This is a genomic window from Parasphingorhabdus sp. (assembly GCF_048269865.1).
GTDB lineage: Bacteria > Pseudomonadota > Alphaproteobacteria > Sphingomonadales > Sphingomonadaceae > Parasphingorhabdus.
On the sequence record NZ_JBLWUA010000003.1, the window covers coordinates 196,417 to 215,255 of the forward strand.

Sequence of the window (18,839 nt, forward strand, 5' to 3'; positions counted from 1 at the left end):
GGCGGCGGCGTACTGTTGTTAGATCCAGAATCCGTCCCTTGGGCGAAAGGGAAATATCATGAAAGAAGGCAGCTTGGGCGCGCCGACACGGCATCCGATCGCATGGCAGGATGATTCCTACTATGATGAAGAAGCGCTGGACGCTGAGCTGCGCCGGGTGTTCGACATCTGTCACGGATGTCGCCGCTGCTTCAATCTGTGTGACAGTTTTCCGCAATTGTTCGATCTCATCGACGAGAGTCCGAATGAGGAGGTCGAAGATTTGACCGCAGCCGATATGAAGAATGTCGTCGATGCGTGTACGCTCTGCGATATGTGTTTCATGGTCAAATGCCCTTATGTGCCGCCGCATGAATTTGATCTCGATTTCCCGCATCTGATGCTGCGCCACAGAGCGGTTGAAAATCGCAAGGGCAAGACCGGTTTCGTCGACAAGCAACTGGCGGAAATCGACCGCAATGCCGCGGTGGCCGGAACCGTTTCGGGGCTGACCAACTGGGCAACGAAACAGGACAATGGCTTTGCGCGCGGTATGCTGGAGCGTGTCGCCGGGATCGACAAGCGTGCGCATTTACCGAAATTCGAGGATGTTCCTCTCACCTATCAGCATGTCGGCCATGGTCCTGCCCCCAATGCCGAGGGGCCTGCCTTTGGACGCAAGGCGGCGATTTATGCCACCTGCTACGGCAATTTCAATGATCAGACTGCGGGCAAGGCTGCACTGGATGTGCTGTCCCACAATGGTGTTCAGACCCGGGTCGAATATCCCGGCTGCTGCGGCATGCCGAAACTGGAGAACGGCGATCTGCCGGCCGTCGCATCATCGGCGGAAGAGGTTGCAGCCTATTTTGAGCCGATCATCGACGAGGGTTTTGATATTGTCGCGCTGACCCCGAGCTGCGCGCTGATGATGAAATTCGAATGGCCGCTGATCCTGCCTGACAATCAGGCAGTGCAAAAACTGGCCGAGGCCACCCGCGATCTCAGCGAATATGTTGTCGAGATTGCCAAGGACAAAGGACTGGTCGCAATCGAGCCGATGGATGCCAAAATCGGCATCCATTTTGCCTGCCACAGCCGCGCCCAGAATATGGGGCCAAAGGCGATGGAGATGCTCAAGCTGATCCCCGAAGCAAAACCGACGATCACCGAGCGCTGTTCGGGGCACGGGGGAAAATGGGGTATCTTCAAGGAGAATTTCGACAAGGCGGTAAAGGTCGGTCGCCCGGCCGCGCGCGCCGTGGCCAAAGGCGATCCCGACTATATGGTCAGCGAGTGCCCGCTTGCCGGTCCGCATCTCAAGCAGATCATGGAAAGCGGTCGTCAGTCCGATGCCCCCGAGCGGATCGGTCATCCGATTGAACTGATCGCCAAAGCCTACGGATTTTAGCGGTGCAAGGCGTCAGAATGGCGTTGTTCCGCCGCTAGCAAGAACCAAGATTTGAGGATCAAATATGCCCCGCGATACCCATGAGATAACCAGAGTCGATATCATCTCGCTCTCCGACTATGAGTCGATCCGGAAGGACAAGCGGCAGGAATCCATTCTCCGCAAGAAGTTTAGAAGGCTGGCCATTGGCCCCTATGCCACTATCCAGTTTGAAAGCTGGGAGAGCATGTGGCTGCAAATCCAGGAAATGCTGCGGATTGAAAAAGGCGGCGATGAGCAACTGACCGATGAACTGGCCGCTTATAACCCGATGGTTCCGAACGGATCGGAATTTACCGGAACGCTGATGTTCGAAATCGACGAGGAAGAGCGCCGCACGGCCTTTTTAAAGGGGCTGGGCGGTGTCGACAAACATATCCACCTGATCATTGGCGACCAGAAGGTGACGGCGGAGCCGGAACAGGACATTGACCGGACTCGACCGGACGGCAAGGCGAGCGCGGTACAATTTGTTCATTTTCCGCTGACCGACGAACAGGCGCGGATGTGGAAAAGCATGGAAGGGCAGGTGATGGTTCAGATTGACCATCCCAACTACGGCCATGCCGCGATCATAAGCGATGAGTGCCGCCGGGACATGGCTCGAGATCTCGACTAACTGCCTCCCGGAGGTGGCGGTTCGGTAGGTGGACTGTCGATCGGGTTTTCGATACTGCCGGGTGATCCTGGCGGTCGGCTTTTGGCGACGGGATTGTTGCTTCCGCCGGAAAACGATCTGGATTTTGTTGTTGGTGCCGCACCGGCGGGTTGAAGCTGGCCGGGTTGTATCGGATCGGCTTCACCGTCCTCAAAAGGCACCGGTTCGCCGAAGGTGAAATCTTCGTCGCCTGCGTCTTCATTGTCCCAGCTTTCATCCGATGGCGGAACCAGCGGCTCCACTGTCTTCTGCACCTCTACTTCTACAGGCTCGGGTGCGGGAGCGGGCTCCGAGGGCGCAAACACATAGACGAGCATTCCGGTGGAGGCGATCAGCAAGATTGATTCTTTGAGCATATCGGTGCCCTGATTTCCTTTAGATTCCCGTCCGCAAATAGCCACTCGCGGTTAAGAAACGTTTACCTTTGGCCTTGGGCCCCGGCCTTCGGTGGCCGCATTTGGCATCTGCAAGCGTCGCCCATCGTTCAGCCAGAGCGAATATCGCTTGAAATATTGTAAACTAATTTACATAGACGCGGCATGACCAATCAGAAACTTTTTGCCGGTGCAGCGATTAAAAGACTGCGCCGCAGCGCCGCGATGACGCAGGTCGCGTTGGCCGAAGCACTCGATATTTCGCCCAGCTATCTCAACCTGATTGAGCGCAATCAGCGGCCGCTCAGCGCCCGTTTGATGCTATTGCTGGCCGACCGGTTTGACTTTGACCCGCGGCAGCTGATCGATGCGGAGCCCGGTGGCGGACTTGATGCCATTCGTCAGCGACTGGCGAACCCGCTGTTTGAAGATCTTTCGATTGATCGGGCTGAGCTGGAGGAATGGTTGATTGCCGCGCCGAATACGGCGGAAGCCTTTGTACGACTTTTTGACAATCGGACTACGGATAGCGGTCAGGTGGAAAATCACGCCGCCGATCCGTTGCAGGCTGTCCGCCGCGAAATTGAGCGCTGGCGAAACCATTTCGCGGATCTCGATTCCATGGCGGAAGAACTGGCCGACGAATTGCGCCTTGGTGCCGGTGATCTTTATGGTGCCATCGCCGAACGGCTACGGGTGAAACACCAATTGACCATCCGGATTCTGCCAGAGACGGTCCTGCCTGACAAATTGCGGCGGCTCGATCTCCATGCGCGCCAGCTACAGCTTTCGGAAATGCTCGATCCCGCCTCCCGGACCTTTCAGGCCGCGCTGTTGCTGGGCCAGATTGAGGCCAAGGGCGAGATTGATGCGCTTGCTGCCGGCGGCAAATTTGCCGACCGGGCGGGAGAAAAAATGTTCCGCCGGCACTTGTCCAATTATTTCGCCGCCGCCCTGATGATGCCGTATGAGCGATTTCTGAAAGCATGTGAGCAGAGCGGATATCGGATCCAGCTGCTTCAGCGCCGCTTCGGTGCCGGTTTCGAACAGGTTGCGCATCGCCTGACGACTTTGCAGCGCGTTGGCTCACGCGGACTGCCATTTTTCATGGTGCGAATCGACCGCTCCGGTATGATCTCGAAACGCTACGCCGGTGCCAGCAACGCTCCGCTTGTCGAGAGTGCCCATCGCTGTCCGCTGTGGGACATTCACAGGGTGTTTGAACAGCCGGCCGAGATCCGGTCGCAACTGGTGGCCCTCGAAGACGGTTCCACCTGGTTTACGCTTTCGAGAGCGGTGCAGGGTATCGGATCCGGTGCAGGCGGCCATACCCCGGCTTTCGCGATCGGCTTGGGAGTCTCTGCCGAAGTCGCCTCGTCGCTCTATTATGCCCGCGGCAAGGACCTGAATATCGAGCATGCCGACCCGATCGGGCTTGGCTGCTCGGCTTGTACGCGGCCACAATGTTCGCAGCGCTCCGCCCCGCCAAGAAGCCGGGCCCTGAAATTCGATGAGCGGGAACGCGGATTGACGCCATTTGATTTTGTGAACGACTAAGACCACGCGCGAAATGGCTGCGCACGGACTGCCGATACTGTCGGCATATTGAACAATTGCGACGATTTTTCGGGATGTCGCACAAAATCACCTGTAAAATTTACCGACAGCTAACGAATTTTCCTTAAGGGACCCTGTGACCTAGGAAAGACCGGCGCTTTATGATCCGATTGTTCAAACATTATATTCCCTACCCGGTGCTTGTGCTGGGCCTTATAGATTTCGTGCTCTTGCTCGTAGCGGCCGAGGCTGGCTGGATCCTGCGGGCGCTCCAGATCGGTATGGACGTGGGATCAGTCGCTGACCGTCCAGGGCCGATTATCAGTTTCGCTGTTGCCCTGCAATTATCGCTGATTGCCGTAGGGATTTATGGATCCGAGGCTCTGCAATCCGTCCGTTTTGCCACCGCCCGTATTCTGGTGGCGATTTCGCTGGGCGTGATTTTTCTGGCGCTGCTGTCTTTTGCCCTGCCGGGTATTACGCTTTGGCGCTCCAATTCCCTTTACGCGATGGGACTCGCGATCCTTTTGCTGGTCATCGTCCGGATATTGCTTGGCGCCGTGCTGGACGGCGACAGTTTCAAACGACGCCTGCTGATCCTGGGGGCCGGCGCAAGAGCGGCCCGGATTTCGGAGCTGGAAAAACGGCAGGAGAGCGGCTTCATTGTCGCTGGCTATGTCGATATGAACGAAGGGCCTAGCCTGATCGACGGCGCTGTCCGGCGGCAGGACATCGTGAATTTGCCGCAACATGTGATTGACCTTGAGGTTAGCGAAGTGGTGCTGGCGCTCGAAGAACGGCGCAATTCTTTGCCAGTGGCCGACCTGTTGACGATCAAGACGACCGGCGTTCATGTGAATGACCTGTCGAGTTTTCTGGAGCGCGAAACGGGGCGCGTTGATCTGGATAGCGTCAATCCCAGCTGGTTTATTTTCTCGGACGGATTTTCATCCGGCCGCCGCCTGTCGACCCTCTTCAAACGGGGTTTTGATATATTCCTGAGTTTCCTGTTGCTGGTGCTTACCGGACCGGTGATCCTGCTGTTTGCGCTGCTCATCAAGCTGGAAAGCAGTGGCGGCTCCTTCTTCACGCAGGAAAGGGTCGGGCTCTATGGCCAGAAATTCAAAATCCTCAAATTGCGATCAATGCGTGCAGACGCCGAGGTTGGCGGGAAGGCGATCTGGGCCAGCGAGAACGATCCGCGGATAACCCGCATTGGCCGATTCATTCGCAAGGTCAGGATTGACGAACTGCCGCAGGCGTGGAGCGTCTTGAAAGGCGAAATGAGTTTTGTTGGTCCCCGTCCGGAGCGGCCGCAATTTGTCGATGACCTGCAGACCAAAATGCCTTTTTATACCGAGCGGCATATCGTCAAGCCCGGCATCACAGGCTGGGCCCAGATCAACTATCCCTATGGGGCGTCGATCGAGGATGCGCGGCACAAGCTGGAATATGACCTTTATTATGCGAAAAACTACACGCCATTTCTGGATTTGCTGATCATCCTGCAGACCATCCGAGTGGTGTTGTGGCCAGAAGGTGCCCGCTGAGATGCCGTCGCTTCTGGATTATATCAGCATATTCGGCCACGCCATCGCCGCTGCTCTGTTCGGTGCGCTGGCGATCTGGCAATTTCAGCGCAAGGTCGAGCGCACGGACAAGCATATATGGCTGATCGTCGCGATTACGCTCACCAGTTTTTGGGCGCTTGCGATTGCGGTAGAGGGATATCTTTCGCCGATCTCCCGATTTGCAGAAACGCTCCGCAATTTTGGCTGGCTGGCTTTCATGTTCACGCTGCTAAGAGCCGGGGAAGGCCGCGATGAGCCGAAAACGGTCAATATCATCTATGCCGCGCTGGCCTTTGTCCTGATCGGCCAGATGCTGGTCGATTCGCTGATTCCGGCCTTTGGAGGAAGTCCGCGTCTGGAAGGGGTTGCCTTGTACACCTCGCTGGTGATGCGGATGATATTCGCGGTCGGCGCGCTGGTGCTTGTGCATAACCTCTACTCCATTTCCGCGCCGGAAACGCGTTGGGGAATCCGGCTGCCGACGGCGTCTCTGGCCGCGATCTGGACCTTCGATCTCAATCTGTACACGATCACCTATCTGACTCAGCAAAACCCGGTCGAGCTTTACGCGATGCGTGGGGCGATGATCGCAGTCATCGCGCCGATTCTCGCTATGGCCTCGCTGCGCAACACGGAATGGAATCTCAAACTCTCGCGCAGCGTCGCCTTCCGCTCGCTGTCGTTGTTTGCGATCGGCAGCTATCTGGTGATGATGATCGTCATTGCGACGGCGCTGCAGATCATCGGCGGCGACTATGCCCGTCTGGCGCAGATCAGCTTCCTGTTTGGAACGACCATCGGGGCGCTGTTGCTGCTGCCCTCAGGCCGGTTTCGCGCGTGGTTGAAAGTCACTCTAGCGAAGAATTTTTTCCAGCATCGCTATGACTATCGCTCGGAGTGGATCCGCTTTACCGATACCATCGGGCGCCCCGGTGCGGATAGCGAACCATTTCACGAACGCGTGATCAAGGCGATTGCGGACATCACTGACTCGCCAGCCGGCATCCTGCTGGTGCCAGATGAATCGGGGCAACTGGTGCTTCAGTCGCGATGGAATTGGTCCACGATCGAAGTACCTGCGCCTGCGAGCACGGTACGGACGGCGGCTTTTTTCGAGAGCACCGGCCATATCATTGAATATGATACGCTCCGCGCCGGTCAGGATGATAAGTCCAACGCAACCGCCATACCCGACTGGATGCAAGCAGATCCGCAGATATGGGCAGCGGTACCGCTGGTCCATTTTGACCGTCTGGCCGGCTTGATGCTTTTGGCGCGTCCGAGGATCAATCGAACGCTGGATTGGGAAGATTTGGACATGCTCCGTGTCGTTGGCCGGCAGGTGGCCAGTTATCTGGCCGAATATCGCAGCCAGGAATCGCTTTCCGAAGTGCAGCGATTTGACGAGTTCAACCGCCGCATGGCGTTCATCATGCATGATATCAAAAATCTGGTCAGCCAGCTCAGCCTGCTTGCGGGCAATGCCAAGCGGCATGCCGACAACCCTGAATTTCAGGCTGACATGATCGATACGTTGCAGGATTCGGCGCAAAAGATGAACGGTCTGCTGCAAAGGCTGTCGCAACATAACAAGGCCCATCCGGAGGAGCCCAAACCATTTAAAATCGCCGATCTGATACGATCGACGATCGAGAAGAAGCAATTGCTGCACGATGTCGAGAGCCAGCGGATTGACGATCTGACCGTGTTGGCGGATCCTGCCCGGGTCGAGCAGATTCTGGGCCACTTGATCCAGAATGCGATAGACGCAAGCCCTGAGGATAAAGCGATCACCATCAACGCCCGCCGTCGCGATCTGTGTGTCGCCATCGACGTCAGTGATCAGGGAACTGGCATGTCCAGTGAGTTTATCCGCAGTCAGCTTTTCAAGCCGTTCACCTCTACCAAACAGGGTGGTTTCGGTATCGGGGCATATGAAGCCCGCGCGCTGGCGCAGGCCATGAACGGGCGGCTGGAAGTCGAAAGCAAGGAAGGCGAGGGCAGCCGGTTTACGTTGATCCTGCCGCTCGCAAAGCATTTGTCAGACGAAATTTTAGCGGACGAAAGGGCAGCATGATGCCGGACAAAAATCTACCCAGAAAAGAGAAGCTGCTGATCGTGGAAGATGATCCGGGTCTGCAAAAACAGCTGAAATGGGCTTATGACGATTTTGAGGTGTTCATTGCCGGTGACCGCGAAACGGCGATCGACATGCTGCGCGCGGAAGAACCTGATGTGGTGACGCTCGACCTAGGTCTGCCACCTGATCCAGACGGCGTCACCGAAGGCTTTGCAACGATGGATGCAATTTTGAGCCTGAAGCCCGATACCAAGGTCATCGTTGCTTCCGGTCATGGTGAAAAGTCCAGCGCGCTGCGGGCGATATCCGGCGGCGCATGGGACTTTTACCAGAAACCCGTCGATATCGATGAACTCGGCCTGATTGTCCGCCGTGCCTTTCACGTCCACAATCTCGAGCAGGAAAATGCCAGTCTAGCGGGGAAAGCGGCCGGCGAGGGACACGTTTTGGGGAATATCATCACCGGTGCGCCCGAGATGTTGAAGGTCGCGCAGATGGTCGAGCGTGTTGCCAACACCAATGCGTCGGTGATGCTGTTGGGCGCGAGCGGAACCGGCAAGGAATTGCTGGCCAAGGGCCTGCACGATGCCAGCGACCGCCGTAACAAGGCCTTTGTCGCGATCAACTGTGCAGCCATTCCGGAGAATTTGCTGGAATCCGAATTGTTCGGGCATGAAAAAGGTGCGTTTACCGGAGCGATAAAGACCACCGAAGGCAAAATTGAACAGGCCAATGGTGGCACCCTGTTTCTGGATGAAGTCGGCGATATCCCGCTGCCGCTGCAAGTGAAATTGCTGCGCTTTCTGCAGGAACGGGTGATTGAACGGATCGGTGGACGCAAGCCGATTGCCGTGGACACGCGAATTGTCTGCGCGACGCATCAAAACCTGGAAAAGATGATCGAGGAAAACGGGTTTCGCGAAGATCTCTATTATCGTCTGGCAGAAATCATCATCAAAATCCCGGCGCTGTCCGAGCGGTCCGGCGATGCGAGCTTGCTCGCCCGGCACTTTCAGCAAAAATTCGCGGCGGAAATCAATCCTGCGGTCAAGGGCCTTGCTCCCGATGCGCTGGCGGCCTTGGAAGCCTGGCATTGGCCGGGCAACGTGCGGGAGCTGGAAAACCGGATCAAGCGTGCGGTGATCATGGCTGATGGCAAGATGATTGCTGCCAAGGATCTCGATCTGGATGTGGACGATGATCTGGCCTCCGGGCTCCTGAACCTGAAGGCCGCACGCGAAGCGGCTGACCGGTCGGCGATCCTGCGCGCCATTTCCCAGACCAGCGGTAATATCTCCAATGCGGCCAAGTTGCTGGGGATCAGCCGTCCCACGCTCTACGATCTGCTCAAGCAATATGAAATGCAGCAGGCAAGCTGAATGGCAGAGGTGGATATCGTTCATAAACGGCGTTTCGTCGGCAAGCCTTTGCCGCTGATTCTGGCTGCTGCTTTGGCGATCGGCACAATCGGTGTCCCGACCGCGATCTATGGTGCCAGCCAGGGCAATGAGGATGCGCGCGAAGCCTTTGCCAACGCTGAGCAGTTTCGCGCTCGCCGTGATATCCGGTCGGCGCGCATTGAACTGATGAATGCCATCAAGGCGGATCCGGACTGGATTGATCCGCGGATTGCGCAGGCCGAGGTTTTGCTCAGCCTTGGGGACGGCATTGGCGCGGCGGCAGAACTCGACCGCGCGGTGGAGCTCGGCGAGGATCCGGCAAATGTCAGGCATCTCTTTGGCTATGCCTATTTCCTGGAGGGCGAAGGGGAAAAAGCCCGCGAGCAGTTGTCGGCAAATGACATCCCGATGCAGTTTCAGGGCTATGCAGCCCGGATCATGGGCAAGCTAGCTCTGCGGATGGAGGATCCGCAATTGGCCAGCGCGTCCTTCAACCGGGCGATGGAGCTGGATGGTAAAAATCCTGACCTGTGGGTTGATATTGCGCGGTTCCGGGCGAATACCGGTGACCAGGCTGGTGCAACCAACGCCGTCGACACAGCAGTAAAACTAGACCCTAAAAATATTCGGGCGCTGCAATATCGCGGCGAACTCTTGCGGTTTCAATTCGGCCTGGGCGCGGCTCTGCCGTGGTTTGAGCGAGCGCTGCAGATCGATCCCAATGATGTGCCGCTGCTGACCGAATATGCGGCAACCCTCGGCGACATGGGGCGGATGACCGACATGCTGACCGTTGCACGCAAGATCATCGCTCTCGACGGACCCAATCCGCGGGCTTTGTTCATGCAAGCGGTGCTGGCCGCACGCGCTGGCAATTACGGGCTGGCACGCCGGTTGATGCAACAGACCAAGGGCGCAATTGACAATGTCCCGTCGGTGTTGCTGGTGCAGGGTATCATCGAGCATGCCGAGGGCAATCACAACGCCGCCGCCGACAAGTTTCAGCGCCTGGTTTCGGTGCAGCCCGATAACAGGCAGGCGCAAGACCTTCTGGCCCGGTCGCTCTATCTGGCGGGAAGCCCGGGCGACGCGTTGGACATCTTGAAGCCTCAGGTCAATCGCAGCGGCGCCGATTCTTATGCCATGTGGCAGGCTGGACGAGCGCTTGAGGCGATCGGCGAACGCGAGCAGGCGGCGGCGGTGCTGAACCGCGCGGCGGTGCACAATGCAGGACGCGAAAGCGCGTTGCTGGCCGATGCGCCGTTGAGCGTGCTTCAGGCAGAAGCCCAGCGTAACCCAAATGACGCGCGCGCGGTCGTGCCCTATATTCGCGCGCTCTATGACGCTGGTGATTTTGGTACCGCTCTGGTCGAGGCCAAACGGTTGCAACAGGCCAATCTGGGAGCAAGTCCGGCGCATCTTCTGGTTGCCGACGTCGCCGCCGCGATGGGTAATTATGATGAAGCGCTCGATGCGCTGACACAAGCGCGCAGCATCCGCTTTTCCGAGCCGGTGATGTTACGTTTGGTGGAGGTTTTGCGCGCCAAGGGCGACAGGCAGGAGGCAGGACAGGTTCTCGCGCAATATCTGAACTATAATCCGAGCAATATCGCCGCACTGCGCTGGATGGCTTACGCTCATCTTGAAACCGAAAGCTGGGCAGTGGCGGCGCAAATTCTGGAGAACCTGCGCAAAAGGATCGGCGACAATGATGCCCTGATCATAGCTGGTCTGACGGAAGCCTATACCGGTCTCGGACAAACCGAAAAAGCGATCGCCACTGGCAAGGTGGCCTATCGGGTGCAACCGTCCAGTCCGGTCGTGTCGCATCTATATGGTCTGGCGTTGATGGCCGACGGTGATCGTCAGAAAGATGGAATCAGTCTGCTCAAAAAAGCGGTGGCGATTATGCCGGACAATCCGGTCTATCGGCAAAGTCTGCGGCGCGCCTATGCGAAGATGCGCGCGACCGACGAGACAAGCTGAACCCTGGTCAGGCGTCGCTTTTTACCAGATCCTCGATCGAGAGATCCAGCCGTTTCATCTGACGCTCGACCGGCGGCCAGATATTCTTGATGAAATCTTCCCGTTGCGCGAGGCGGAGGCGATTTTTGGCGCCAGCGGCAACAAACATGCCGACCCCCCGTTTCACGGTCACCAGGCCGTCTTCCTGGAAACCCTGATAGGCTTTGGCAACGGTCAGTGGATTGGCTCCCTGATCCGCTGCAAATACGCGCACGGACGGCAGCATGTCGCCTTCGCGAAATTCGCCATCCAATATGGATTCGGAGATAATGTCCCGCAATTTCAGGTAGACGGGTTTATTTGCATTGTTCATGCTGCATCACTGCCATAACACAGCGAAGCAGGCAAGTTACAAGTTCAGCTTTTCCTGATATTTAATTCGCAATATGATGAGCTATTCTGTGTTTCCGGGTGACCAGAAGGAAAAAATATTCTCCAGGTCCGGTCGCGGGCGTTCCACTAACTCTGCATTGGATGTGCCGATATACATGAACCCGGCGATTTTCTCCGGTGCGCGGCCGAACAGGTCTCGGACATCTTCATTATAGGCTGGCCAGCCGGTAATCCATCCACCGACAAAGCCCATCGCGTGCACGGCATGAAGAATGTTCATGGCAAAAGCACCGCAGCTAAGCTCCTGTTCCCACAAGGGGATTTTTGTCGAGGCGACTGGCGATGACAGTACGACTAGCAGCGTCGGCGCTTCATGCGCCATGGCCTCAAGACCTTCGAGTTCGACCCGGCCTGCTGTCGGTTTCTCTTTGAGATAGGCTGCCTTTATGTCGTTAGCGAGCCGGGCGCGCTGGTCAGCGGCTACGGAAACCACCCGCCATGGGGCAAGCTTACCGTGGTCCGGGGTCCGCAGCGCAACATTTATGATTTCCGAGATCTGGGCATCACTTGGTCCCGGCGCGACCATATTTCTGGGTCGGCCAGAACGGCGGGATGGCAAATAGGTGGAAAGGTTGGTCAAGTCATTGAATTGATTTTCGCTCATGTCCGATACTTCGGAAGACGCGCGGCCGATTGCAAGGAAATTTGACGATAAACCGGTCTCGGTTGAAACAATCTGCTTCACTTGCGCTTTTTTTTCATTAGGGTGCAGGTCAAATGGGCAGCCTAGGACGGCCCAAAGTGACTTTCGGGGAGTATATAAATGGCGGGTGCGTATCTAGAATCAGGCGATGCAAGAGGAACATTTCTCGGGCATCCCAAGGGACTGTTTGTCCTGTTTTTTGCCGAGATGTGGGAGCGTTTCTCCTATTATGGCATGCGCGCTTTGCTTATTTTCTATCTCGTTCAGCACTGGATGTTCTCGGACAGCGAAGCCGGCGTCATTTATGGTGCCTATACTGCTCTGGTTTACATCACACCCGTTGTCGGCGGCTATCTTGCTGACCGCTATCTCGGGCAGCGCAAGGCGGTGGCCTTCGGTGCGCTGCTGCTTACGTTCGGACATTTTCTGATGGCGTTTGAAGGCGAGGGCGCCGGTCAGGCGGACCCTGCAATCAATATCTTCTGGCTCGCGCTTGCGTTCATCATTGTCGGTTCGGGCTTTTTGAAAGCCAATATCTCGGTTATCGTTGGGCAGCTCTATACCCGTACCGATATCCGCCGGGATCCGGCCTATACGATTTTCTACATGGGGATTAATCTGGGCGCGGCACTGGGCGCGATTATCGCTGGCTGGCTGGGTCAGACCTATGGCTGGTCCTACGGTTTCGGCGCAGCGGGCCTCGGCATGTTGCTGGGCCTGATCGTCTTTATCTGGGGCAAGCCCTTGCTCGTTGGTCGCGGTGAATCCAGCGATCCCGAGCGTCTCGAAAGCAAGGTCGTCGGCATCAAATTTGAATGGCTTCTCTATCTTCTGAGCATTGCCACGGTCGGTCTGGTCTGGGTGCTGATCCAGTATCAGGCCCTGGTTGGTTCCTTGCTGGGCCTCGCTGGCGCGATATTGGTGATCTATGTGCTCTATACCGCGGTCGCCAAGCTGGCGCCTCAGGATCGTGATCGCATTTTTGCTGCGATGTTCCTGATTTTCGGTTCTATCCTGTTCTGGGCGCTGTTCGAACAGGCCGGGTCGTCCCTGAACCTGTTTACGGACCGCAGCGTCGATCGCCACATCTTTGGCGTCGAAGTGCCTGCGTCTGTTTTTCAGTCGATCAATGCGATCTATATCGTTCTGCTCGCGCCGGTCTTTGCCTTGCTATGGACAATGCTCGGACGCCGGGGGCTTGAACCTTCTGCACCGGCAAAGTTCGGCCTTGGCCTGATCCAGCTCGGCGCAGGATTCCTGGTTCTCGTCGCCGGTGCTCTGGCTGCCGGAACCGGCAATCTGACGCCGGTTGTGTTCATCTTTCTGATCTACCTTCTGCACACGACCGGCGAGCTTTGCCTGTCTCCGGTTGGCCTGAGCGCCATGAACCGTCTGGCGCCATCGCAAATGGCAAGCCTCATCATGGGGACATGGTTCTTCGCCTCGGCAACCGGCAATTTTGCTGCCGGACTGATCGCTTCCGCAGTTGGAGCGGAAGGCGCGGGTCCGGATCGGGTTCTGGACGTCTATTCCACCGTTGGCTGGGTTGCGGTTGCGGTCGGTGTGGGCGTTATCGTGATCTCACCACTGATCAAAAAATTGATGCACCTGGACACTTTGACTGATGAAACGGTCGGTGATGACCTCGAAGGTCAGGGGGAGTTCGGTGAAGCTCAGGCTGCGGGTGTTCACCCGACGATCAAATCATAATATAAAGGGGCGTCTCATGAAAACTCGGGCCTTGCTGGCGCTTTTGGCCAGCGGATCACTATTGGCGGGCTGCGCTGCCACGGCGACGGAAACCAATTCGGCAAGCGCAGCGCCGCCTTCCCAATCCGTGGAGACGCCGTTTCCTTCCACCTACACAGCCTATCCGTCCGTACCCACCGCGATCACCGGTGTAACCATTTACGATGGCGAAGGCGGGCGCATTGACAATGGCACCGTGTTGATGGCGAACGGCAAAATATCCTCGGTCGGCGGCGCTGATACCGCGATTCCCGCGGATGCCACGATCGTCAATGGCACAGGCAAATATGTGACGCCGGGCATCATTGACGTGCACAGTCATCTTGGTGACTATCCCACTCCCAGCGTGGCGGCGCACAGTGACGGCAATGAAGCCACATCGCCGGCCACCCCGGAAGTATGGGCTGAGCACAGCGTCTGGCCTCAGGACCCCGGTTTTTCGCGCGCAATGGCCAATGGCGGGATCACCGCGCTGCAAATTCTCCCCGGTTCGGCCAATCTTTTCGGTGGTCGCTCGGCCGTGCTCAAAAATGTTCCCGGACGCACGGTCCAGGCGATGAAATTTCCCGGCGCGCCTTATGGGCTGAAAATGGCCTGTGGCGAGAATCCAAAGCGCGTTTATGGCAGCCGTGGCCGCATGCCTTCCACCCGGATGGGCAGCCTGGCGGTCGAACGGCAGACCTGGATCGATGCGCAGGACTATCGCGACAAGCGCAATGGTGCCAAACCGCCCAAACGGGATCTCGGCAAGGAAACCTTGGCGGCCGTTCTGGACGGAGATATATTGGTTCACAACCATTGCTATCGCGCGGACGAGATGGCGCAGATCATCGATATGTCGAAGGAATTCAGCTATAAGGTCACCGCGTTCCACCACGCCGTAGAAAGCTATAAAATCGCTGATATCCTGGCGAAAGAAGGCATCTGTTCGGCGGTCTGGGCGGACTGGTGGGGCTTCAAGATGGAAGCTTATGACGCGATCCCCGAAAACGCTGCTCTGCTGCAGAAGGCTGGCGCTTGCGTTATCATTCACAGCGATGACGAGAACCAGATCCAGCGGCTCAATCAGGAAGCCGCCAAGGCGCTTGCCGATGGCCGGGCGATGGGCATGGAAATCAGCGATGCACAGGCAATCCAGTGGATTACCTATAATCCGGCGAAGGCGATGGGCATCGAGAAGATGACCGGCAGCCTCCGTCCCGGCAAGATGGCAGATCTGGTATTGTGGAACGGCAATCCGCTGAGCGTCTATTCACGGCCCGATAAAGTGTGGATCGACGGCGCGTTGCTGTTTGACAGCAGCGATCCGAACCGCCGACCGGTCAGCGATTTCGAGCTTGGACAGCCCGGCGAAGGAGATGTGAAATGAAGCGTTTTTCGATACTTCTCGCCTCTGCAGCAGCCCTGTTTGCGGCACCTGTCGCCGCGCAAACCACGGCCATCACTGGCGGCAAGGTCGTGATCGGCGACGGCAGCGCGCCGATTGATGGTGGCACAGTGCTGATCCGTGGCGATCGGGTCGTGGCCGCTGGTGCCAATGTCGCAATTCCGGCCGATGCGCGCCGGATAGACGCGACCGGCAAATGGGTCACACCGGGGATCTTTGCCGGTTTCAGCCGCGTCGGTCTGGTGGAAGTCGGCGCCGTTTCGCAAACCAATGACACAAACGCCAGCGGCTCGCCTTTCTCGGCGGCGCTGGATGTTCAATATGCGATCAATCCCTTCGCTTCTCCGATATCCGTGAACCGGGCGGCGGGCGTTACGCGCGCTGTTGTTTCTCCGGAGACCGCCTCTTCGATCTTTGGTGGCTATGGCGCGGTGATCGACCTCGGACAGGATGACAACCCGATCACCGAGGCGCGCGCTTTCCAGTTTGTCGAACTGGGGGAAACCGGTCATAGTCGGGCCGGGGGCAGCCGTTCTGCATCCCATATCCAGTTCCGCGCGATGCTTGATGAAGCCCGCACCTATGCCCGCAATCCTTCTGCTTTTGACAGTGACCTGCTCAAGGCATCGGATGCCAAGGCGCTGCTGCCGGTGATCAACGGCCAGACCAAATTGCTGATCCATGTGGAAAGCGCCAACGATATTCTCAAGGTGCTGGAGCTCCGCAAGGATTTTCCGAATTTGAAGATGGTGCTGGTTGGCGTCAATGAAGGGTGGCGCGTAGCCGATCATATTGCGGCAGCCGGTGTCCCGGTTCTGGCGTCAGCGCTCAGCGATCTGCCTTATGGCTTTGAAGACCTGTCATCGACCCAGTCTAACATTGGCCGGATGAAAGACGCCGGTGTCAAGGTGGCGATCGGCATGATCAACGACCGCGACGCGCATCAGCTGCGCTATTCGGTGCAATATGCGGGCAATCTCGTTGCGCTCAACAAGGTGCCGCGTGCCACAGGTCTGAGCTGGGATGAGGCTTTTGCCGCGATCAGCTCCGGCCCCGCAGAGATCATGGACCTCGGAGGCAAGTTGGGCTCGCTTCAGGCAGGACGGCAGGCCGATGTCGTGATCTGGACTGGCGATCCGCTGGAGCTTTCGACCCAGGTCGACAAGGTGATTATTGACGGTGTCGATCAGTCTCTGAGCAACCGTCAGCAGCGCCTGCGCGACCGCTACAGCAATCCGACCCCTGGCGCATTGCCAAAGGCTTATGATCGCTAGCGCCTAGAGGCGGACCATCGACATCATCGTATCGCCGTAGCGGGGACCGGCGGTTCCGCCGACAGGAGCGGCCGCTTCCAGCTCGTCGAGATCGCTATTGTCCAGTTTGATATCGACGGCGGCCATGCTGTCTTCCAGGGTCGCGCGTCGTTTTGAACCGGGGATCGGCACGATAAAGTCGCCCTGGGCCAGTAGCCATGCCAGGGCAATTTGTGCGGGCGAGCAATGGTGCCGCTCGGCAACCGATTTCACGACGTCGACCAGCTTCATATTCCGGGCGAAATTTTCTTCCGAATAGCGCGGATCATTGCGCCGATAATCATCCTCGGGAAGATCGTCGCGGCTGCTGATCTGGCCGGTGAGAAAACCCCGTCCGAGCGGGCTATACGGTACGAATCCGATGCCAAGATCCTGACAGATCGGCAGAATCTCTTCCTCGATGCTGCGCTCCCACAGGGAATATTCCGACTGCAGCGCCGCAATAGGGTGCGTGGCGTGCGCTTTTTTCAGCGTCTCTGCGCCGGCTTCCGAAAGCCCGAGATAGCGGACCTTGCCCTCCTTGACGAGTTCCGCCATCGCACCGACCGTCTCTTCAATCGGTACATTGGGATCGACCCGATGTTGATAGAACAGATCAATCGTGTCGACGCCCAGTCGCTGCAAGGATCCTTCGCAGGCCTTGCGGACATTGGCGGGAGAAGAGTCGACGCCGCTCACTTTGCCGTCGTTGAGCGCGAAGCCGAATTTCGTGGCGATGACCAGCCGGTCCCGGCGACCGCGAATGGCGTGGCCAAGCAGTTCCTCGTTGACATAAGGACCGTACACCTCCGCGGTATCGAAGAAAGTGACGCCCAACTCGATCGCCCGGTCGATCGTTGCGAGGCTTTCCTGCCGGCTTGCCATGCCATACATGCCCTTGCCGATCCCGGCCATCGGCATGCAGCCAAGACCCAGTGCCGAGACTTCCAGATCCGATCCGAGGGTGCGATATTTCATGTCAAATCTCCTTCGCTTCTCGCGATTGTTGTGGTCACGGCCATGTCGGCGCTGACATTGGCTACGGTCCGCATGATATCAGGAAATGTCTCGATCGCCAAAAGCAGAACGAGGGGCTCGATCGGGATTCCCATGGCGAGACAGATCGGAGCGATCGAGGTGATGAAGCTGATCGATCCGGGCAGGCTGACCGCGCCCATTGTCGTAATCGCTGCGACGGCAACACCGATCGCGAGAACCCCGAATGATAATTCTATGCCCATCAGATAGGCGACGTAGATGGCGACCGCGAGATTCATGCAGGGCCCGGTGGCGCGGAACAGCGCCACTGCAATCGGCAGAACGACGTCCGCTGATCGATCGCCAACGCCCATAGCTTTGACACCGCTGACCATGGCTGGCAAGGACGCCAGCGAGCTTTGCGTGGAGATGGCCACCGCTTGCGCCCGGGCGGAGGCCTTGAAAAAAGCAACCGGTCCGCGTTTGCCGCCGATATAGGTCAGGATATAGCTGAATATCCAGACGACCGCGCCGACGCTGCTGACGATCAGGACATAGTGCAGCAACGCCCCGAATGCCGCCAGTCCGGCATTGGCACCGACGCCCACCGCCAGTGCAAAGACGCCCAGTGGTGCCAGCGCCAATACCCATTGAATCAGGATCAGCAGGGCGTCAGCCAGCGCATTGAAGAACTGGTCGAGCATCGTTCGCTGGGTATCGGGCAGTTTGGTGATGGCAAAGGCAAAAGCCAGAGCGAAAATCATCAATGGCAGAACCGCATCTTCTGCGGCAGCGGCAATCGCATTGGTCGGGATCAGCGCGCGCAGAAATTCGCTGAACGGCGGAACGTCCCCGGGCGGTACCGCGGTGCCCAGCGCCGACCGCAAGGCGGCGGCAGCATCGCCATTCAGCGGAAACAGTTCAAGCAGGGCCGGTGTCACCAGAGCGGCCATGGCCGAAGAACACCAGAGAATGAAAATCATGAAGCCGATGGCGCGCGCGGTCATCCGTCCGGCGCGGGCCATCGATGCCGCCTTGCCAATGCCGACGATGAGCAGAGTGAAGACCAGCGGAATGACCGTCATGCGCAAGGCGTTTAGCCACATATTGCCGACGACATCAGCGGCTTCTACCAGCAGCTCGCTCTTCGGGCCGACAAACAGGCCGATCAGTATCCCGAAAATCAGGGCGAGCAATATGATCAGCGCTTTTTTCAAATATTCTGTCCCTTTGCCGTGCCGGTTTCTCAGTCAACCATGGGGAGCAGTCGCTGGCAAGCGATGATTATCGCTAAATTAAGCGT

At 57.7% G+C, this 18,839-nt stretch carries 15 protein-coding genes; 10 read left to right on the forward strand and 5 right to left on the reverse strand.

What is annotated here, in order from left to right; translation table 11 throughout:
- Window positions 1-58 precede the first annotated feature (58 nt).
- Together ACN0WW_RS05275 and ACN0WW_RS05280 are read left to right on the forward strand one after the other, a co-directional pair.
- Window positions 59-1,390 carry a (Fe-S)-binding protein gene (locus ACN0WW_RS05275; RefSeq protein WP_417610132.1) on the forward strand — a complete coding sequence of 444 codons (1,332 nt, stop codon included), beginning with the start codon at window positions 59-61 and terminating at the stop codon, window positions 1,388-1,390.
- Window positions 1,391-1,454: 64 nt separating this feature from the next.
- The gene (locus ACN0WW_RS05280; RefSeq protein ID WP_417610134.1) at window positions 1,455-2,048 is read left to right on the forward strand and encodes a DUF3501 family protein; all 594 of its coding nucleotides are present in this window, start codon (window positions 1,455-1,457) and stop codon (window positions 2,046-2,048) included.
- Here ACN0WW_RS05280 and ACN0WW_RS05285 read toward each other — a convergent pair.
- Window positions 2,045-2,443 carry a hypothetical protein gene (locus tag ACN0WW_RS05285; RefSeq protein ID WP_417610136.1) on the reverse strand — a complete coding sequence of 133 codons (399 nt, stop codon included), beginning with the start codon at window positions 2,441-2,443 and terminating at the stop codon, window positions 2,045-2,047. The two genes, ACN0WW_RS05280 and ACN0WW_RS05285, sit on opposite strands and share 4 nt — an antisense overlap.
- Before the next feature lie 183 nt (window positions 2,444-2,626).
- On the opposite strand from ACN0WW_RS05285, the gene ACN0WW_RS05290 reads away from it, so the two are divergent.
- The 5 genes from ACN0WW_RS05290 to ACN0WW_RS05310 all read left to right on the forward strand — a co-directional run bounded on the left by ACN0WW_RS05290 (window position 2,627) and on the right by ACN0WW_RS05310 (window position 11,055).
- Window positions 2,627-4,018 carry a helix-turn-helix domain-containing protein gene (locus ACN0WW_RS05290; protein ID WP_417610138.1) on the forward strand — a complete coding sequence of 464 codons (1,392 nt, stop codon included), beginning with the start codon at window positions 2,627-2,629 and terminating at the stop codon, window positions 4,016-4,018.
- A gap of 161 nt (window positions 4,019-4,179) precedes the next feature.
- Window positions 4,180-5,568 carry a TIGR03013 family XrtA/PEP-CTERM system glycosyltransferase gene (locus tag ACN0WW_RS05295; protein ID WP_417610140.1) on the forward strand — a complete coding sequence of 463 codons (1,389 nt, stop codon included), beginning with the start codon at window positions 4,180-4,182 and terminating at the stop codon, window positions 5,566-5,568.
- Window position 5,569: 1 nt separating this feature from the next.
- Window positions 5,570-7,666 (forward strand): XrtA/PEP-CTERM system histidine kinase PrsK, encoded by a 2,097-nt coding sequence (gene prsK, locus ACN0WW_RS05300; protein ID WP_417610142.1) that lies wholly within the window; start codon window positions 5,570-5,572, stop codon window positions 7,664-7,666.
- Window positions 7,663-9,048: a PEP-CTERM-box response regulator transcription factor gene (gene prsR, locus ACN0WW_RS05305; RefSeq protein WP_417610144.1), complete on the forward strand. Its 1,386-nt coding sequence runs from the start codon at window positions 7,663-7,665 to the stop codon at window positions 9,046-9,048. The genes prsK and prsR overlap by 4 nt, the downstream gene beginning before the upstream one ends.
- A complete protein-coding gene (locus ACN0WW_RS05310; RefSeq protein WP_417610146.1) occupies window positions 9,049-11,055 on the forward strand; it encodes a tetratricopeptide repeat protein in 2,007 nt (668 codons plus the stop codon).
- A gap of 7 nt (window positions 11,056-11,062) precedes the next feature.
- Here the strand turns inward: ACN0WW_RS05310 and ACN0WW_RS05315 are convergent, their stop codons facing one another.
- Together ACN0WW_RS05315 and ACN0WW_RS05320 are read right to left on the reverse strand one after the other, a co-directional pair.
- Window positions 11,063-11,407 carry a GntR family transcriptional regulator gene (locus tag ACN0WW_RS05315; RefSeq protein ID WP_417610148.1) on the reverse strand — a complete coding sequence of 115 codons (345 nt, stop codon included), beginning with the start codon at window positions 11,405-11,407 and terminating at the stop codon, window positions 11,063-11,065.
- An 81-nt stretch (window positions 11,408-11,488) separates the two neighbouring features.
- The gene (locus ACN0WW_RS05320) at window positions 11,489-12,091 is read right to left on the reverse strand and encodes a nitroreductase (protein WP_417610150.1); all 603 of its coding nucleotides are present in this window, start codon (window positions 12,089-12,091) and stop codon (window positions 11,489-11,491) included.
- A 159-nt stretch (window positions 12,092-12,250) separates the two neighbouring features.
- On the opposite strand from ACN0WW_RS05320, the gene ACN0WW_RS05325 reads away from it, so the two are divergent.
- The 3 genes from ACN0WW_RS05325 to ACN0WW_RS05335 are packed head-to-tail and all read left to right on the forward strand — an operon-like array spanning window position 12,251 to window position 16,540.
- A complete protein-coding gene (locus ACN0WW_RS05325; protein WP_417610152.1) occupies window positions 12,251-13,840 on the forward strand; it encodes a peptide MFS transporter in 1,590 nt (529 codons plus the stop codon).
- Window positions 13,841-13,856: 16 nt separating this feature from the next.
- Window positions 13,857-15,248: an amidohydrolase gene (locus ACN0WW_RS05330; protein ID WP_417610154.1), complete on the forward strand. Its 1,392-nt coding sequence runs from the start codon at window positions 13,857-13,859 to the stop codon at window positions 15,246-15,248.
- Window positions 15,245-16,540: an amidohydrolase family protein gene (locus tag ACN0WW_RS05335; RefSeq protein ID WP_417610156.1), complete on the forward strand. Its 1,296-nt coding sequence runs from the start codon at window positions 15,245-15,247 to the stop codon at window positions 16,538-16,540. The genes ACN0WW_RS05330 and ACN0WW_RS05335 overlap by 4 nt, the downstream gene beginning before the upstream one ends.
- Window positions 16,541-16,543: 3 nt before the next feature.
- Here ACN0WW_RS05335 and ACN0WW_RS05340 read toward each other — a convergent pair whose 3' ends face one another.
- Both ACN0WW_RS05340 and ACN0WW_RS05345 read right to left on the reverse strand, forming a co-directional pair.
- Window positions 16,544-17,536 (reverse strand): aldo/keto reductase, encoded by a 993-nt coding sequence (locus ACN0WW_RS05340; RefSeq protein ID WP_417610158.1) that lies wholly within the window; start codon window positions 17,534-17,536, stop codon window positions 16,544-16,546.
- Entirely contained in the window at window positions 17,533-18,753 is a 1,221-nt protein-coding gene (locus ACN0WW_RS05345) for a dicarboxylate/amino acid:cation symporter (protein WP_417610160.1), read from the reverse strand. Before ACN0WW_RS05345 ends, ACN0WW_RS05340 begins: the two co-directional genes overlap by 4 nt.
- Window positions 18,754-18,839: the final 86 nt, after the last annotated feature.

Coding starts and splice junctions, on each gene's coding strand:
- ACN0WW_RS05275 (WP_417610132.1), top strand. CDS start 59: ATGAAAGAAGGCAGCTTGGGCGCGCCGACACGGCATCCGATCGCATGG.
- ACN0WW_RS05280 (WP_417610134.1), top strand. CDS start 1,455: ATGCCCCGCGATACCCATGAGATAACCAGAGTCGATATCATCTCGCTC.
- ACN0WW_RS05285 (WP_417610136.1), bottom strand. CDS start 2,443: ATGCTCAAAGAATCAATCTTGCTGATCGCCTCCACCGGAATGCTCGTC.
- ACN0WW_RS05290 (WP_417610138.1), top strand. CDS start 2,627: ATGACCAATCAGAAACTTTTTGCCGGTGCAGCGATTAAAAGACTGCGC.
- ACN0WW_RS05295 (WP_417610140.1), top strand. CDS start 4,180: ATGATCCGATTGTTCAAACATTATATTCCCTACCCGGTGCTTGTGCTG.
- prsK (WP_417610142.1), top strand. CDS start 5,570: ATGCCGTCGCTTCTGGATTATATCAGCATATTCGGCCACGCCATCGCC.
- prsR (WP_417610144.1), top strand. CDS start 7,663: ATGATGCCGGACAAAAATCTACCCAGAAAAGAGAAGCTGCTGATCGTG.
- ACN0WW_RS05310 (WP_417610146.1), top strand. CDS start 9,049: ATGGCAGAGGTGGATATCGTTCATAAACGGCGTTTCGTCGGCAAGCCT.
- ACN0WW_RS05315 (WP_417610148.1), bottom strand. CDS start 11,407: ATGAACAATGCAAATAAACCCGTCTACCTGAAATTGCGGGACATTATC.
- ACN0WW_RS05320 (WP_417610150.1), bottom strand. CDS start 12,091: ATGAGCGAAAATCAATTCAATGACTTGACCAACCTTTCCACCTATTTG.
- ACN0WW_RS05325 (WP_417610152.1), top strand. CDS start 12,251: ATGGCGGGTGCGTATCTAGAATCAGGCGATGCAAGAGGAACATTTCTC.
- ACN0WW_RS05330 (WP_417610154.1), top strand. CDS start 13,857: ATGAAAACTCGGGCCTTGCTGGCGCTTTTGGCCAGCGGATCACTATTG.
- ACN0WW_RS05335 (WP_417610156.1), top strand. CDS start 15,245: ATGAAGCGTTTTTCGATACTTCTCGCCTCTGCAGCAGCCCTGTTTGCG.
- ACN0WW_RS05340 (WP_417610158.1), bottom strand. CDS start 17,536: ATGAAATATCGCACCCTCGGATCGGATCTGGAAGTCTCGGCACTGGGT.